15 protein-coding genes are annotated in these 15,376 nt (G+C 73.8%); 9 read left to right on the top strand and 6 right to left on the bottom strand.

Annotation, left to right across the window (positions count from 1 at the left end):
• Window positions 1–173: 173 nt before the first annotated feature.
• Window positions 174–722: a PadR family transcriptional regulator gene (locus ABZ135_RS14245; RefSeq protein WP_356695345.1), complete on the bottom strand. Its 549-nt coding sequence runs from the start codon at window positions 720–722 to the stop codon at window positions 174–176.
• Between the two features lie 94 nt (window positions 723–816).
• On the opposite strand from ABZ135_RS14245, the gene ABZ135_RS14240 reads away from it, so the two are divergent.
• Window positions 817–2,220, top strand: a complete 1,404-nt coding sequence (locus ABZ135_RS14240; protein ID WP_356695323.1) for an MATE family efflux transporter — start codon at window positions 817–819, stop codon at window positions 2,218–2,220.
• Here the strand turns inward: ABZ135_RS14240 and ABZ135_RS14235 are convergent.
• Window positions 2,172–3,482 (bottom strand): glycosyltransferase 87 family protein, encoded by a 1,311-nt coding sequence (locus ABZ135_RS14235; RefSeq protein WP_356695321.1) that lies wholly within the window; start codon window positions 3,480–3,482, stop codon window positions 2,172–2,174. The two genes, ABZ135_RS14240 and ABZ135_RS14235, sit on opposite strands and share 49 nt — an antisense overlap.
• Window positions 3,483–3,570: 88 nt before the next feature.
• On the opposite strand from ABZ135_RS14235, the gene ABZ135_RS14230 reads away from it, so the two are divergent.
• Window positions 3,571–4,713, top strand: coding sequence for a glycosyltransferase family 4 protein (locus tag ABZ135_RS14230; RefSeq protein ID WP_356695319.1), 1,143 nt, complete (start codon window positions 3,571–3,573; stop codon window positions 4,711–4,713).
• A 70-nt stretch (window positions 4,714–4,783) separates the two neighbouring features.
• On the opposite strand, the gene ABZ135_RS14225 is transcribed toward ABZ135_RS14230, so the two are convergent.
• Window positions 4,784–5,308: a hypothetical protein gene (locus ABZ135_RS14225; RefSeq protein ID WP_356695317.1), complete on the bottom strand. Its 525-nt coding sequence runs from the start codon at window positions 5,306–5,308 to the stop codon at window positions 4,784–4,786.
• Window positions 5,309–5,485: 177 nt separating this feature from the next.
• Window positions 5,486–7,282, bottom strand: a complete 1,797-nt coding sequence (locus ABZ135_RS14220; RefSeq protein WP_356695315.1) for an AMP-dependent synthetase/ligase — start codon at window positions 7,280–7,282, stop codon at window positions 5,486–5,488.
• 255 nt (window positions 7,283–7,537) lie between these two features.
• On the opposite strand from ABZ135_RS14220, the gene ABZ135_RS14215 reads away from it, so the two are divergent.
• The 6 genes from ABZ135_RS14215 (at window position 7,538) to ABZ135_RS14190 (ending at window position 12,786) form a co-directional block, all read left to right on the top strand.
• Window positions 7,538–8,305, top strand: coding sequence for a metallophosphoesterase (locus ABZ135_RS14215; RefSeq protein WP_356695313.1), 768 nt, complete (start codon window positions 7,538–7,540; stop codon window positions 8,303–8,305).
• A gap of 79 nt (window positions 8,306–8,384) precedes the next feature.
• The gene (locus tag ABZ135_RS14210; protein ID WP_356695311.1) at window positions 8,385–8,828 is read left to right on the top strand and encodes an SRPBCC family protein; all 444 of its coding nucleotides are present in this window, start codon (window positions 8,385–8,387) and stop codon (window positions 8,826–8,828) included.
• 323 nt (window positions 8,829–9,151) lie between these two features.
• Window positions 9,152–10,342, top strand: coding sequence for an ArsA-related P-loop ATPase (locus ABZ135_RS14205; RefSeq protein ID WP_356695309.1), 1,191 nt, complete (start codon window positions 9,152–9,154; stop codon window positions 10,340–10,342).
• A 51-nt stretch (window positions 10,343–10,393) separates the two neighbouring features.
• Window positions 10,394–10,903, top strand: a complete 510-nt coding sequence (locus ABZ135_RS14200; protein WP_356695307.1) for a DUF5304 domain-containing protein — start codon at window positions 10,394–10,396, stop codon at window positions 10,901–10,903.
• Window positions 10,904–10,990: 87 nt separating this feature from the next.
• Entirely contained in the window at window positions 10,991–11,932 is a 942-nt protein-coding gene (locus ABZ135_RS14195; RefSeq protein ID WP_356695305.1) for an ROK family glucokinase, read from the top strand.
• Window positions 11,933–12,036: 104 nt separating this feature from the next.
• Window positions 12,037–12,786 (top strand): endonuclease/exonuclease/phosphatase family protein, encoded by a 750-nt coding sequence (locus ABZ135_RS14190; protein ID WP_356695303.1) that lies wholly within the window; start codon window positions 12,037–12,039, stop codon window positions 12,784–12,786.
• A 17-nt stretch (window positions 12,787–12,803) separates the two neighbouring features.
• On the opposite strand, the gene ABZ135_RS14185 is transcribed toward ABZ135_RS14190, so the two are convergent.
• Complete coding sequence (locus ABZ135_RS14185; protein WP_356695301.1) at window positions 12,804–13,616, bottom strand: hypothetical protein; 813 nt, start codon at window positions 13,614–13,616, stop codon at window positions 12,804–12,806.
• Entirely contained in the window at window positions 13,609–14,391 is a 783-nt protein-coding gene (locus ABZ135_RS14180) for an alpha/beta fold hydrolase (protein ID WP_356695299.1), read from the bottom strand. Before ABZ135_RS14180 ends, ABZ135_RS14185 begins: the two co-directional genes overlap by 8 nt.
• Window positions 14,392–14,618: 227 nt before the next feature.
• On the opposite strand from ABZ135_RS14180, the gene ABZ135_RS14175 reads away from it, so the two are divergent.
• The gene (locus ABZ135_RS14175) at window positions 14,619–15,350 is read left to right on the top strand and encodes a lysophospholipid acyltransferase family protein (protein ID WP_356695297.1); all 732 of its coding nucleotides are present in this window, start codon (window positions 14,619–14,621) and stop codon (window positions 15,348–15,350) included.
• Window positions 15,351–15,376 lie beyond the last annotated feature (26 nt).

The following is a 15,376-nucleotide window of genomic DNA, read 5'->3' as shown; positions in this document are numbered from 1 at the left end:
TTGTCGTCGGTCGCCGATGTCCCCCAGGCTTCGCCCGGGAGGTGCCCCCACCGCATGGACTCCCTCCTCCGCCTTGCGATCTTCCCCTAGGCCCTTCGGGCCTGGGGAGACCCCAAGCACCAGACGCCGCTCCCTGACCCGGCCTGATCCAAAAGACACGGCCTAGGGACGGGTCACGGGGCCTGCGCCGCGGCCGCCTTTCGGTCGAGCTCCTCCAGTGTCTCCGCGAGCCACGCCTTCTCCTCCGTGCCCGTGGCGCGGGCGATCCGGAGCATGCCGCGGCGGAAGGGGTCCGGCTCGTCCTCGGCGCGGACCGGTGCGCCGCCCTCGTAGAAGAAGCTGGCGGGTGTGGTGAGGAAGGCCAGGCGGCGGCGCAGGACGGCGGCCTGCTCGGCCGGGTCGGGGAGCCGGCCGAGGAAGGCGAGCAGGGTGAAGAAGCGCTGGCCGTCGGTGATCTCGGCGTCCTTGGGGGAGCGCAGCCGGGAGCGGAGCTCCGCCCGGCCCTCGGGGGTCAGCGAGAGGGTCCGGCGCGGGGCCGCGCCCGCGCCCGGCTCGGTGCGGCTGTCGACCAGGCCGTTCCTCACCAGCCGGGTGATCGCCGGATAGAGGGCGCCGTCGCTGACCGGGCGGACATGGCCGCTCAGGCCCTGGATGCGCTCCTTGAGCTCGTAGCCGTGCAGCGGCCCCTCGTCGAGGAAGCCCAGGATCGACAGCTCCAGCACCGTCCGCTCCTTCGCGCTTGTCGGGAACCCGGCCGCCATGCTACCTCTTTTCGAGCTACCTCGAATCGAGGTAACTGTCACCAGGGGGATCTCCATGAGCGCCACCGTCGCGACCACCGCCACGGCCACCACCGCGACCGCCCACCGCCGGACGCTCGTCCGGCTCGCCGGGCCCGTCTACCTCGAACTCCTCGCCGGAGTCGCCGCGGGCGTCATCAGCATGGTCTGGGTCGCCCGCCTCGGCGGGGACGCCGTCGCCGCCGTCGCCGTCGCCACCAACGTCGAGAACCTGCTCCTCGGCGTCGTCCTCATGGCCGCGTCCGGCACCACCGTCCTCGTCGCCCGGGCCAGAGGCGCCGACGACCCCGCCGCCCTGCGCTCCGCCGTCCGCGGCGGCGCCGCCCTCGGCGCCCTGCTCGTCCCGCCCGTCGCCCTCGGCGGCTTCCTCCTGCGCGACCCGCTCGCCGCGCTCCTGCTCGGCGGCTCCGCCCACCCCGCGCACGCCCTCGCCACCGCCTACTTCGCGATCTCGCTGCCCGGCACGGCCGTCTTCTTCGCCACCACCGTCCTCGACGGCATCCTCAAGGGCACCGGCGACACCCGCACCCCCATGCGGCTCGCCTTCCTCGCCAACGGACTGATCCTGGTCCTCGACCCGCCGCTGATCCACGCGTACGGAGTGGAGGGCGCCGCCCTCGCCACCGTCCTCGGACGCACCGCCGCCCTCGCCGCCGGCCTCCTCGCCCTGCGCCGCAACCCCGTCCTCAAGGCCGCCCGGACCGCGAGCCCTTCCCACCCGACCCTGGCCGCCGTGCGCCGCACCGCCGCCCTCGGCCTGCCCATGTCCGTCGACTTCGCCGTCCGCATGGCCGGGGCGCTCGCCCTCGTCACCGTCGTCGCCCGGCTCGGCGTCACCGAGATCGCCGCCTACGGCATCGCCGCGAAGGCCATGTACGTCGCCACCATGGCCTTCTACGCGGTGCGGCAGGCCGCCGCCATCCACACCGCGCACCTGCTGGGCACCGGCCGGGACGAGCGGGCGGCCGTGGGCCGCCAGGCCCTCGTCCTCGGCGGACTGCTGGGCACCGGCGCGGCCCTGCTGCTCCTCCTCGCCGCCGGGCCCGTGATGCGCGGCTTCGGCGCCGAGCCGGCCGTCGCCGGGGCCGGCGCGCTGTTCCTGCGCTGCCTGGGCCCGTATCTGCTGCTCATGGCCTGCTTCATCGCCCTGGCCGGGGTCTTCGAGGGCGGCGGCGACTCCCCGCGGCTCGCCCGGATCACCGTCGTCGGCGTCCTGCTCCAGCTCCCGCTCGCGTACGCGCTCTCGGCGGCCCTCGGCCTCGCCGGGATCTGCCTGGCCATGGCCCTCGCGATGGCGGCCCAGTGCGCGGCCCTGGCGCTGCTGCGCCGCCGCAGCGGCTGGCGCGGGACCGGGCCGTCGACGCGGTCGGGTCAGGAGGACGCGGAGGCGGAGGCGGGCGCCGTCTCGCGGTCGGCCTGAACCGGCAGCCTCTCCTGACGGGCCGCCGCGGCCGCCGCGGCCGCGCGCGGCTCCGTGACCGTCTGCCGCCACAGGATCCGGCAGGCGGAGACCACCGCGGCGACCAGCAGGCCGTTGCGGACGAGGAGCAGCGCGATGCCCAGCGGATCACTGTCGCCGACGTGCGAGAACCACACCGGGAACTCGAACTGCGTCACCGCCGTCGCCCACAGCACCAGATAGGCGGGCCGGCGCATCCGGCTCGACCGGTAGACCAGGCACACCGCGGCCAGACCCACCAGCCAGATCATGTACTGGGGGCTGATCACCCGGCTCGTCACGGTGAACAGCAGCACCGCCACGAAGGCCGCGTCCGCCGTGGTCGTCGTCGTGTGCAGCCGCGCCCTCAGCCGCCACACCAGCAGCCAGGCGAAGGCGGCGGCCGTCAGCACCATCGCCGCCGTGGACACCGCCTGCACACCCGGCCCGAGGAACTCGATGGAGCCGTAGTTCATCCGCGCCTCGCCCGGCCAGCCGAAGTGCCGGGCCACATGGAAGATCATCGCGCCCAGCGACTCGATCTCCGTGCCCCGGTCCCGCTGGAAGCCCAGGAAGGCCAGTGCCCCCGGCGCCGCGAGCACGCACAGCAGCAGCACCCCGGCCGCCGCGCCCGCCGCCGCCGTCCACGAACGGAAGGTGGCCCGGCCGCGCGCCGTGCCCACGAGCACCAGCACCGGCCACACCTTGAGCGTCGCCCCGAACCCGGCGAGCGCGCCCAGCACCGCCGGGCTGCGGACCGCCGCGAGCAGCCCCGCCACCGCCACCGCCGTCACCATCAGGTCGTAGCGGGCGTACGCGGTCGGGCCGAGCAGCGGCACCCCCGCGAGCCACAGCCAGGCGCCCCGCATCGAGCGGCCCGGCCGCCGCCCCGCGTACACGAGCAGGCCGAAGACGAAGGCGTCGCAGAGCAGGGCCAGCACGAAGAAGCCGGCGGAGTAGCCGAGGAAGGGCAGCAGTGCCGGGGCGAGGATCGGCAGCGCCGCGGCCGGCGGATACTGCCAGGTGACGTCGTCCAGCGGATACGTGCCGGTCTTCAGGACCTCGTACCAGCCCTGGTAGATCTGCTCGATGTCACTGGTGACGTCCGGGCCCGGGATGACCACGACCTTGAAGACGCACAGCAGGATCAGCACCCGGGTGAAGGCCCACAGACCGAGGGGCCTGCCCAGCGTGCCGACGTACGAGCCCCAGGTCGTGCCTGCCGTACCCACCGCGCCCGTCATACCTGTCCTGTTCCTGTTCTGTCGGTCCGCCGGGGGCGGAGGGTGGTGGTGCCGGGCTGGGGCCGCGACCACGGTACTGTCGGCCACGATGCACAAGACCCTGATCGTAACGAACGACTTTCCGCCGCGTCCGGGCGGAATCCAGGCCTTCCTGCACAACATGGCGCTGCGCCTGGATCCCGAGCGGATCGTGGTCTACGCCTCCACGTGGAAGCGCAGCCGCGAGGGGATCGAGGCGACCGCCGCGTTCGACGCCGAACAGCCTTTCACGGTCGTCCGCGACCGCACCACCATGCTGCTGCCGACTCCCCGGGTGACCGCGCGGGCGACCGCGCTGCTGCGCGAGCACGACTGCGAGGCGGTGTGGTTCGGCGCCGCGGCGCCGCTCGGCCTGATGGCCCCGGCGCTGCGCCGCGCGGGCGCCCGGCGCATCGTCGCCACCACCCACGGCCACGAGGCGGGCTGGGCGCAGTTGCCCGCCGCCCGCCGGCTCCTCGGCCGGATCGGCGAGGGCACGGACACCCTCACCTACCTCGGCGAGTACACCCGCTCCCGCATCGCGACCGCGCTCGGCCCGGCCGCCGCCGCCCGGATGACGCAGCTCCCGCCGGGTGTCGACGAGAAGACCTTCCACCCCGACTCGGGCGGCGCCGAGGTCCGCGAGCGGCTTGGGCTCAGCGACCGGCCGGTGGTCGTGTGCGTCTCGCGGCTCGTGCCGCGCAAGGGGCAGGACACCCTGATCCTCGCCATGCCGGAGATCCTGCGCCGGGTGCCCGAGGCGGTCCTGCTGATCGTCGGCGGCGGCCCGTACGAGCAGGACCTGCGCCGGCTCGCGGCCCGTACCGGCGTGGCCGGATCGGTACGCTTCACCGGCGCCGTGCCGTGGTCGGAGCTGCCCGCCCACTACGGGGCCGGTGACGTCTTCGCCATGCCCTGCCGCACCCGGCGCGGCGGCCTCGACGTCGAGGGCCTCGGCATCGTCTACCTGGAGGCGTCCGCGACCGGACTGCCGGTCGTCGCCGGCGACTCGGGCGGCGCGCCCGACGCCGTGCTCGACGGCGAGACCGGCTGGGTGGTCCGCGGTGGTTCCCACGAGGACACCGCCGACCGTGTCGCCACCCTGCTCCTCGACCCCGAGCTGCGCGCCCGCATGGGCGAGCGCGGGCGCCGCTGGGTGGAGGAGCGCTGGCGCTGGGACCTGCTGGCCGAGCGCCTGCGCGCACTGCTGTAGCCGGACGCCGGACGCCGGGCCGCGCGGCCCGGCCCGCAGCCCAGCCGGGCCCCGCGGCCCGGCCCCTGGCCTAGCCCGGCAGGTAGTCCGTCAGCGCGCAGCCGTCGACGAGGAGCTTCTCGTTGCGGTAGCCGTCGGGGACCTTGAAGCCCTTCTCGCAGGTGAAGAGGAGGACCTCGGACTTCAGCAGCGCCTTCGCGGTGGCGTCGTCGGCCGCCACCAGGGCGAAGTCCTGGCCGATCAGGAAGCGGCCGCCCTGGCCCTTGCCGGCGGCGGCCTTGTTCGCCCGCTGGAACTTCTCCATGTCGGAGAGGGACAGCAGCGTGACGGTGTCCTTGGCGTCGTCGCCGCACACCGCGCGCTGCTTCACCGCCCACGCCGGGTCCTTCGCCTCGGCGCCCATCGCGCCGCTGCCACTCGTGCCGGTGCGCAGGTCGCTGCACATGGTGTGGGCGGAGACCAGCTTCTCGATGGCCGCCATGTCGGGCGCCGAGGGCAGCCCGACGTCCTCGCCCCAGGTGCTGCCGCACCCGGTGACGGCGACGAGGGCGGTGAGGGCCGCGCCCAGAACGGCGGCGGTGCGCGTGAGCCGCATGACTTCCTGCTTCCCTTGCGTAGCGGTGTTCGTAGCGGTGTTTCGTAGCGGTGTTCGGCAGCGGTGTTTTCCGGCGGTGTGGTGCGACGTGCCGGAATGGTCCGGTCCGGCCCCGACGCGCGCGAACGCCCCCGACCGGCCCGTGACACGGGCCCGCCAGGGGCGTCCGAAAGGCCGTCAGGCCCGGTAGATCGCCTCGATCTCGTCGGCGAAGTCCTTCGCCACCACATTGCGCTTCAGCTTCAGCGACGGGGTGATGTGCCCCGCCTCCTCCGTGAACTGCGCCGACAGGATACGGAACTTCCGCACCGACTCCGCCTTCGAGACCGCCGCGTTGCCGTCGTCCACCGCCCGCTGGACCTCCGCCGTCAGCTCCGGGTCGTCCCGCAGCGTGGCCGCCGTCGAACCGGCCGGCTTGCCGTGCTCCGCCGCCCAGCGGCCCAGGAACTCCTCGTCGAGGGTGACGAGCGCGCCCACGAACGGCCGCCCGTCGCCGACCACCATGCACTCGGCGACCAGCGCGTGCGCCCGGATCCGGTCCTCGATGACGGCCGGGGCGACGTTCTTGCCGCCCGCCGTCACCAGGATCTCCTTCTTGCGGCCCGTGATCGCGAGGTAGCCGTCCTCGTCGAGGGTGCCGATGTCACCGGTGTGGAACCAGCCGTCCGCCAGCGCCTCGGCCGTCGCCGCCTCGTTGTTCCAGTAGCCGGAGAAGATGTGCTCGCCGTGCAGCAGCACCTCGCCGTCGTCGGCGATCCGCACCACCGAACCCGGCAGCGGCTGCCCGACCGTGCCGATCTTCTGCCGGTCCCACGGGTTGAACGCCGTCGCCGCGCAGGACTCCGTCAGGCCGTAGCCCTCCAGAACCGTGAAGCCGATGCCGCGGAAGAAGTGGCCCAGCCGCTCGCCCAGCGGCGCGCCGCCGGAGATCGCGTACTCGCCCCGCCCGCCGAGCACCGCCCGCAGCTTGCTGAACACCAGCTTGTCGAAGACCTTGTGCTTCAGCCGCAGGCCGAAGGACGGCCCCTGCGGGGTGCCCAGCGCCCGGCTGTACGCGATCGCCGTGTGCGCGGCCTTGTCGAAGATCTTGCCCTTGCCGTCGGCCTGCGCCTTCGCCCGGGCCGAGTTGTAGACCTTCTCGAAGACCCGCGGCACACCGAGGATCAGCGTCGGCCGGAAGGCCGCCAGCTCGTCGGTGAGGTTCTTGATGTCGGGCAGACAGCCCAGCTTGATCGGCGCCATCACCGAGGCGACCTCGACCAGCCGACCGAAGACGTGCGCCGCCGGCAGGAACAGCAGCACGGAGCACTCGCCCGTACGGAACAGCGGCTTGAGCCGCTCGACCACGTTGCCGCACTCGGCGAAGAAGGCGCGGTGGGTCAGCACACAGCCCTTGGGGCGGCCGGTGGTGCCCGAGGTGTAGACGATGGTCGCCGGGTCGTCCGCGTGCGCCGAGGACATCCGCTGGTCGAGCAGCTCGTCCGAGACGTCCGCGCCGGCCGCGGTCAGCCGCCCGATCGCGTCGTCGTCGATCTGCCGGATCCCCTTGAGGGCCGGCAGCGCCCCCCGCACCGACTCCACCGACGCCTGGTGCGCGGCCGTCTCGACCAGGACGAGCGAGGCGCCCGAGTCGCCCAGGATCCACTGGATCTGCTCCGGCGAACTCGTCTCGTAGACCGGCACGGTCACCGCGCCCGCGCTCCAGATCGCGAAGTCCAGGAGCACCCACTCGTAGCGCGTCCGGGAGAGCAGCGCGACCCGGTCGCCGGGCTCGACCCCGGCCGCGATCAGACCCTTGGCCGCCCCACGGACCTCGGCGAGGAACTGCTTCGCGGTGACGTCCGCCCAGGCCCCGGCCACCTTGCGCCCCATCACGGCGACATCTGGGTGCTGGGAGGCGTTGCGGCGGATGAGATCCGTCAGGTTGCCGTCCGTGGGGACCTCGTACAGGGCCGGAAGGCTGAACTCGCGCAAGACTGCTGCTCCTCATCGGGCGCCGGCGCCACGGCTCTGTGTGATGCACCGGTGAAGTCCAAGATCGGGCAGGTGCTCAGTGGGGGTGAGCACGACTGGACTGCCCGGACGTTACCCATCAGTACGCGGTTCCCGATAGGGGGTCCTGCTCAGATGTTCCGTGCGTCACACATGTATGGCGTTGCTCCGCGCACAGTAGTCCACGGCTTTCCGGACTCCCAAGTAACCGCAGGTCGCACCCCCTAGGCTGACAGGATGAGGATCAACGTGGTCAGCGACGTGCACGGCAACGCGGGAGCCCTCGCCGCGGCGGGAGAGGGCGCCGACGCCCTGATCTGCCTCGGCGACCTGGTGCTCTTCCTGGACTACGCGGACCACAGCCGCGGCATCTTCCCGGACCTCTTCGGCGTCGAGAACGCCGACCGCATCGTCGCCCTGCGCACCGCCCGCCGCTTCGACGAGGCCCGCGACTTCGGCCGCGCGCTCTGGGCCGGGCTCGACATCGACCGCGCCACCGCCATCGAGGGCGCCGTCCGCCGCCAGTACGCCGAGCTGTTCGCCGCCTTCCCCACCCCCACGTACGCCACCTACGGCAACGTCGACATCCCCGGCCTCTGGCCCGAGTACGCCCGCCCCGGCACCACCGTCCTCGACGGCGAGCGGGTCGAGCTCGACGGCCTCGTCTTCGGCTTCGTCGGCGGCGGCCTGCGCACGCCGATGCGCACGCCGTACGAGATCTCCGACGAGGAGTACGCGGCCAAGGTCGAGGCCCTCGGCGAGGTCGACGTGCTCTGCTCGCACATCCCGCCGGACGTCCCCGAGCTCACGTACGACACCGTCGCCCGCCGCTTCGAACGCGGCAGCCGCGCGCTCCTCGACGCCATCCGCCGGGTCCGCCCCCGCTACGCCCTCTTCGGCCACGTCCACCAGCCGCTCGCCCGCCGCATGCGGGTCGGCTCCACCGAGTGCGTGAACGTCGGGCACTTCGCGGCGACGGGGCGACCGTGGACCCTGGAGTGGTGACGGCCTCGTACGGCTCCGTGACGGCGGCGCGATAGCCTTCACGCAGAGACGAGTCGCGCCCATACGAGGAGCCCCCGCGATGGCGGAACACACCAGCTCGAGCATCACCATCGAGGCGGCCCCGGCCGAGGTCATGAACGTGATCGCCGACTTCGCCCGCTACCCCGAGTGGACGGGCGAGGTGAAGGAGGCCGAGGTCCTGGAGACCGACGCGGCCGGCCGCGCGGAGAAGGTCCGCCTCCTCCTCGACGCGGGTGCCATCAAGGACGACCACACCCTCGCCTACACCTGGACCGGCGAGCACGAGGTCAGTTGGACCCTGGTCAAGTCCCAGATGCTCCGCGCCCTCGACGGCTCCTACCGCCTCACCCCGGCGGCGGGCGGCGCCCGCACGGAGGTCACCTACCGGCTCACCGTCGACGTCAAGATCCCCATGCTCGGCATGATCAAGCGCAAGGCCGAAAAGGTCATCATCGACCGCGCCCTGGCCGGCCTGAAGAAGCGCGTCGAATCAGCCCAGTAGCCCTCTGCGCGCGGGGCCTCGCCCGCGCGTGCTGGGCCTTCGCCCCACCCCCGTGTGGGCAATCGTCCCGCAGGGCGGGACGGGTGGGCACACGGGACGGCGCCCTTGCGGGCGCGTTCCGCACCTGTTCCTGCCCGCACCACGAGTACGGCGCACTGGTGGTGCGGGTCAGGAACCGGGAGCCTAGGCCCGGCAAAGGGCGCCGTCCGTTGTGCCCACCCGTTCCGCCCCAGCGGAACGAATGCCCACAACGGGGCGGGGGGAACGAATGCCCACAACGGGGCGGGGGCCGGCTCCGGGAGCGGCGCCGGTACGGTCGGGGGATGCGGATCATTCTTGTGACCGGGACCGGCGGCGCCGGGCGGACCGTCATCGCGGCGGGCACCGCGCTCGCCGAGGCACGCGCCGGACGCCGCGTGCTGCTGGTGTCGGCCGACGCCGAGCGCATGGCGGGACTGCCCGCCGGGGAAGGGCCGGTCCGGCTCACGGATGGCGAGGCCGACCCACAGGGCCCCGGCAGCCTGCACCTCCTCGTCCCCGACCCCGCCGCCGACTTCCGGCGCGAGTTCCTCGCCTTCCAGGCCCGCTCCACCACCGCCCTCGAACTCCTCGGCGCCGCCCCCTTCGAGGACGCCGAGCTCACCGAACCCCCCGGCAGCGGCCACTTCGCCCTGCTCAGGGCCCTGCGTGACGCGGCCGCGGGCGACTGGGACCTGGTCGTCGCCGAGCTGCCCCCCGTGCCCGACGCCCTCGCGCTGCTCGCCCTGCCCGAGCAGCTCCGCCGCTATCTGCGCCGCCTGCTCCCGCCCGAGCGGCAGGCCGCCCGCGCCCTGCGCCCGATGCTCGCCCAGCTCGCCGGCGTACCCCTGCCCGCGCAGTGGCTCTACGAGACCACCGCCCGCTGGGAGCAGGAGCTCGCCGCCGTCCAGGACGTCATCGCCTCCCCGCACACCTCCGTCCGGCTCGTCGTCGAACCGGGACCCGCCGCCGGCGACGCCCTGCGCGCCACCCGCCTCGGGCTCGCCCTCCAGGGCCTCGCCCTCGACACCGTCGTCGCCAACCGCGTCCTGCCCGCCGACTCGCCCGACCCCTGGTTCGCGGGCCTCGTCGCCGAGCAGCACCACCACCTCGCCGCCCTCCGCGCCGCCCACCCCGGCCTGACCGAGCTCCCGCACCTCGGGCGCGTGCCGCGCGGCCGCGAGGACCTGGTGCTGCTCGCCGTGGCCGACCGGGAAGGGGCCCCCGCCGCGCCGCCCGCCTGGACCGTCGAGGACCGCCGCGACGAGGACGGCATCCTGGTCTGGCACGTCCCGCTGCCCGGCGCCGTCAAGGACGGGCTCTCCCTCGTCCGCCGCGGGGACGAACTGCTGCTCGCCGTCGGCCCGTTCCGCCGCGCCGTCCCCCTCCCCGCCGTGCTGCGCCGCTGCACCGTCACCGGCGCCGGACTCGTCGACGGCGACCTGCGGATCCGGTTCGCCCCCGACCCGGGGCTCTGGCCGAGGAGCACTCCCTGAGCCCCGCGCGGGGCGTGTACCGTCGACCGTAGAAGCCCTAAGGAGTACGCCATGAGCGATTCGGACGCCTGGGCCAAGGCATGCGCCGAGGACCTGGAGGCCGAGAAGGCCCGCCGCCGCGCGCAGCGCGGGGAGGAGCCCGGCTCCCCGGCCGAGGAGTTCCGCAAGCTCTTCGAGGCCGTCGCCGACAAGCTCTCCGGAACCCTGGGCGGCACCCTCGGCGGTTCCCTCGCCGGCGGGCAGGCCGCCGCGACCGTCCAGCAGGTGGTCGACCAGGCGAAGGCCCTCGTCGAGCCCGTCATCGAGCGCAACCCGCAGGTCTTCGACCACCTCGCCGCCGCCGGGAACGAGCTCCTCGCCGCGTACCGCTCCGCCGTCCAGGGCCACGAGGCCCGCTGGACCCGCGGCGACAGCCGCCGGGCGACCGGCGGCACCGACGAGCCCGAGCCGCCGAAGCCGAAGCCGGAGCCGGAGCAGCGGCCGAGGCCGGAGCGGCCGGAGGCGGAGAAGCCGAAGGACGACGACGGCCCCGGGACCGGTCAGCACATCGACCTGGACTGATCCCGTACCGTCCCGGACTGATCAGTACGGTCCCCCTCCTCGGGTACGGTGGGCCCTAGCGGGGCTCGACCGAAAACTGAGGGACACATGGGACTCACCATCGGCGTCGACATCGGCGGCACGAAGATCGCGGCCGGCGTGGTCGACGAGGAGGGCAACATCCTCGACACGCACACCGTGCCCACCCCGCCGACCCCCGAGGGCATCGTCGACGCCATCTGCGCCGCGGTCTCCGAGGCCGGCAAGGGGTACCAGATCGAGGCCGTCGGCATCGGAGCCGCCGGTTACGTCGACGACAAGCGCGCCACCGTCCTCTTCGCGCCGAACATCGACTGGCGGCACGAGCCGCTGAAGGACAAGGTCGAACAGCGCGTCGGGCTCCCCGTCGTCGTCGAGAACGACGCCAACGCGGCGGCCTGGGGCGAATACCGCTTCGGCGCCGGGCAGGGCCACGAGGACGTCATCTGCATCACGCTCGGCACCGGCCTCGGCGGCGGCATCATCATCGGCAACAAGCTGCGCCGCGGACGCTTCGGCGTGGCCGCCGAGTTCGGCCACATCCGGGTCGTGCCCGACGGCCTGCTGTGCGGCTGCGGCAGCCAGGGCTGCTGGGAGCAGTACGCCTCCGGCCGCGCCCTCGTCCGCTACGCGAAGCAGCGCGCCAACGCCACCCCCGAGCGTGCCGAGGTGCTCCTCGGGCTCGGCGACGGCACCCCCGAGGGCATCCAGGGCAAGCACGTCAGCGAGGCGGCCCGCGCCGGCGACCCGGTCGCCATCGACTCCTTCCGCGAGCTGGCCCGCTGGGCCGGCGCCGGTCTCGCGGACCTGGCGTCGCTGTTCGACCCGTCGGCGTTCATCGTCGGCGGCGGCGTCTCCGACGAGGGCGAGCTGGTCCTCGACCCGATCCGGAAGTCCTTCCGGCGCTGGCTGATCGGCGGCCGCTACCGCCCGCACGCCCAGGTCCTCGCCGCCCAGCTCGGCAACAAGGCCGGACTGGTCGGCGCGGCCGACCTCGCCCGCCAGGGCTGAGCCGGCCGGGGCTGAGCCGGCCGGGGCCGGGAACCGGCCCTTCCACGCGACGGTGCCCGTCGTGCCCTCCGGGGCGCGGCGGGCACCGTGCTTAGGGTGGCTCCATGGCGATGAGCGAACTGCCCGACTCCCGTACCGAGCCGGACGGTTCCGCCGTCGTCCGGATCCTCTCCTACAACGTGCGCTCGATGCGCGACGACGAGGACGCCCTCGCCCGGGTGATCCGGGCCTGCGCCCCCGACCTGGTCTTCGTGCAGGAGGCTCCGCGCTTCTTCCGCTGGCGCAAGCACGCGGCCCGGCTGGCCGCCAAGAGCGACCTCGTCGTCCTGAGCGGCGGCGCCACCGCGGCCGGGCCGCTGCTGCTGTGCTCGCTGCGGGCCGCCGTGGAGCACACCGAGGACGTCCTGCTGCCGCTCACGCCGGGCCGGCACCGGCGGGGCCTCGCCACCGCCGTGGTGCGGTTCGGCGGCGCGCGGCTCGGCCTGGTCAGCTTTCACCTGAGCCTGTACGCCGACGAGCGCCACGCCCAGGCCGGGCTGCTCCTGGACCGGGTGGCCGCGCTCGGCACGCCGTACACCGTGGTGGCCGGAGACCTCAACGAGCTTCCGGGCGGCCGGACCTGGGCCCGCCTGACGAAGGAACTCCAGGACGGCCGGGAGGCCGCCCCCTGGGGCGCGGAGCACACCTGGCCCGCCACCGCGCCCGACCGCCGCATCGACGCGATCCTGGCCACCCCGGGCGTCGACTTCCTCGCCTGCGGCGTCCCCACCGGCCTCGACCCGCACGACCTCACGGCGGCGACGGACCACCTGCCGGTCCTGGCGGTGGTCCGTGTGCCGGCCGCCGCCTCCTAGAGACGGCCCGCCGCTGCCTACACCACCGCGCCGCGGCCCGGGTCGTCGAAGCCGTCGTCGTCCTCGTCGTCGTGCTTCATCCGGGCCACCAGGGTCACGAAGCCGCCCAGGAAGCCGCCCACGCACAGGGTGGTCAGCCACCAGGTCATGTCCCACCGGAAGAGCACGGCGAACAGCATCAGGACCGGTCCGCCGATCACGCCGAGCCAGGCGAACTTGGTGGTGGCGTCGGCCTCCGGCAGCGGCGGGGGCTCCGGCGGCACGAAGTGGCCCTCGTCGCCGCCGCCCCCCTCGCCGTCACCCTCGTCCGGCTCGGCCAGCGAGTAGTCGCGCGGGCCGCCGCCTCCCACGCCGACGCCCGGCGCGAAGACGATCGACGAACCCAGCGCGGGCCTGTCGTCCTCGCCGGGCCCCTCCGGCTCGGCGGGCCCGCCCGGCTCCTCCCGCTTGCGGAACTTGTCGGGCTTGTCGGCGGCGTCCGGCTTCACCGGGCCGTCCGCCGGGCCGTCCGCCGGGTCCTTCACCGGTCCGCTCGCCGGACCGTCCGCCTGCCCCTCCGCCGGGCCGTCGGAAGCCGCGGCCCCCGCGCCCCCGGCCACGGCGCCGCCGCTTCCGGTCCGGGCCGCACCGCCGGCAGCCCGCCGGTGGTCCCCGTCCGCCGGCTCCGCGTCCTCCGGCATGTCCGGCAGCGCCAGATTCTCCACCGGCCGGAAGGGCCGCGCGCCCGGGGGGTCGGCGGGCTCCTCCCCGTAACCGGCGACGATGGCGGCCCAGGCCGCCTCCTCGTCGATGGGCTGGGGCTCGCGCTCCCCGTCCTGCTGCTCAGCCACCGCTCGCGCTTCCCTTCTCGCCGACGAGTTCCGGAGCGAGCCGGGCGACGAACGCCCAGCTCTCCTCGAAGATCCGCTCCGCGTCGTGGTCCAACGTCGCCACGTGGTAGCTCTGTTCCAGCAGGACCTCCTTGACATCCGTCGACGACACCCGGCTGAGGATCCGCGCCGAGTCGGCCGGCGGCACCACATGGTCCTGCGGGCTGTGCAGCAGCACCATCGGCTGCGTCACCTGCGGCAGCTCCGCGTCGACGATCCGGAAGAAACGCCGCAGCGAGTGCGCCGCGTGCAGCGGCACCCGCTCGTAGCCGATCTCCACCGCGCCCGGCTTGGCGATGTCGCTGGCGATGCCCTTCGTCGACGGCACGAAGTGCCGCACCACCGGCAGCGCGCGCGCCGCCACGCCGTGCACCTTGTTGCCCGGGTTGACGAGCACGATCCCGCTGACCGCGTCGCCGTGCCGCGCCGCGAGCCGCAGGGTCAGCGCGCCCCCCATCGACAGGCCCATGACGAAGACCCGCTCGCAGCGCTCGGTCAGCTCGCGCAGCGCCCGGTCCACCTCCGCGTACCAGTCGTGCCACGTCGTGAGCTGCATGTCCTGCCAGCGGGTGCCGTGCCCGGGCAGCAGCGGCAGCGACACCGTCAGCCCGCGCCCGGCCAGATACTCGGCCCAGGGGCGCATCGACTGCGGGGAACCGGTGAATCCGTGACAGAGAAGGACGCCGACCTCTCCGCCCTCGTGGCGGTACGGCTCGGCTCCAGGAAGGACCGGCACGGGGTCTCCTGTTCGGGTTCGACTTCGGCCACCGCTCTCGCGGTCCGGCCCGAAGCGGCTTCGGTAAGGGGAAGGCTTTCACCGTACGCGACCGGACCGACACCGACCAGGGCCGTATCCACGAAGGAACACCGGGTCACGGCGGTCGCGGCGGCCGGTCAGGCCCCGTACGGGATAAGGTCGTCGTGACGGCACACGGAAGGCATGGCGAGTTGATCTACGGCGCAATGAAGTTCTCCCTCGGAGGGTCCCTGAAGATCGCCTTCAGGCCCTGGGTGGAGGGCCTCGAGAACATCCCCGCCGAGGGGCCGGCGATCCTCGCGAGCAATCACCTGTCCTTCTCGGACTCCTTCTTCCTGCCCGCCGTGCTCGACCGCAAGGTGACCTTCATCGCCAAGGCCGAGTACTTCACCACCCCCGGCGTCAAGGGCAAGCTGACGGCCGCCTTCTTCAAGGGCGTCGGCCAGCTCCCGGTCGACCGCTCCGGCGCGCGCGGCGCGGGCGAGGCGGCGATCAAGGCCGGCATCGAGGTCATCGAGAAGGGCGGCCTCTTCGGGATCTACCCCGAGGGCACCCGCTCGCCCGACGGCCGGCTCTACCGCGGCAAGCCCGGCGGCCTCGCCCGCGTGGCCCTCGCCACCGGCGCGCCCGTGATCCCGGTCGCGATGATCGACACCGAGAAGATCCAGCCGCCCGGCAAGATCGTGCCCAAGCTGATGCGCCCGGGCATCCGGATCGGCAAGCCGCTCGACTTCAGCCGCTACCACGGCATGGAGGGCGACCGCTTCATCCTGCGCTCGGTGACCGACGAGGTCATGTACGAGATCATGAAGCTGTCCGGCCAGGAGTACGTCGACATCTACGCGACCGCCGCCAAGCGGCAGATCGCGGAGGCCGAGAAGGCCGCCAAGGAAGCCGTCAAGGCCGAGATCACGGCCCGGGAAGAGTCCGGCGCCTGACCCTCAGGGGCGCCCGGGGGTGGGGA

It is taken from the genome of Streptomyces sp. NPDC006339 (assembly GCF_040612775.1).
GTDB lineage: Bacteria > Actinomycetota > Actinomycetes > Streptomycetales > Streptomycetaceae > Streptomyces.
This window is presented reverse-complemented; position numbering and strand designations above follow the sequence as displayed.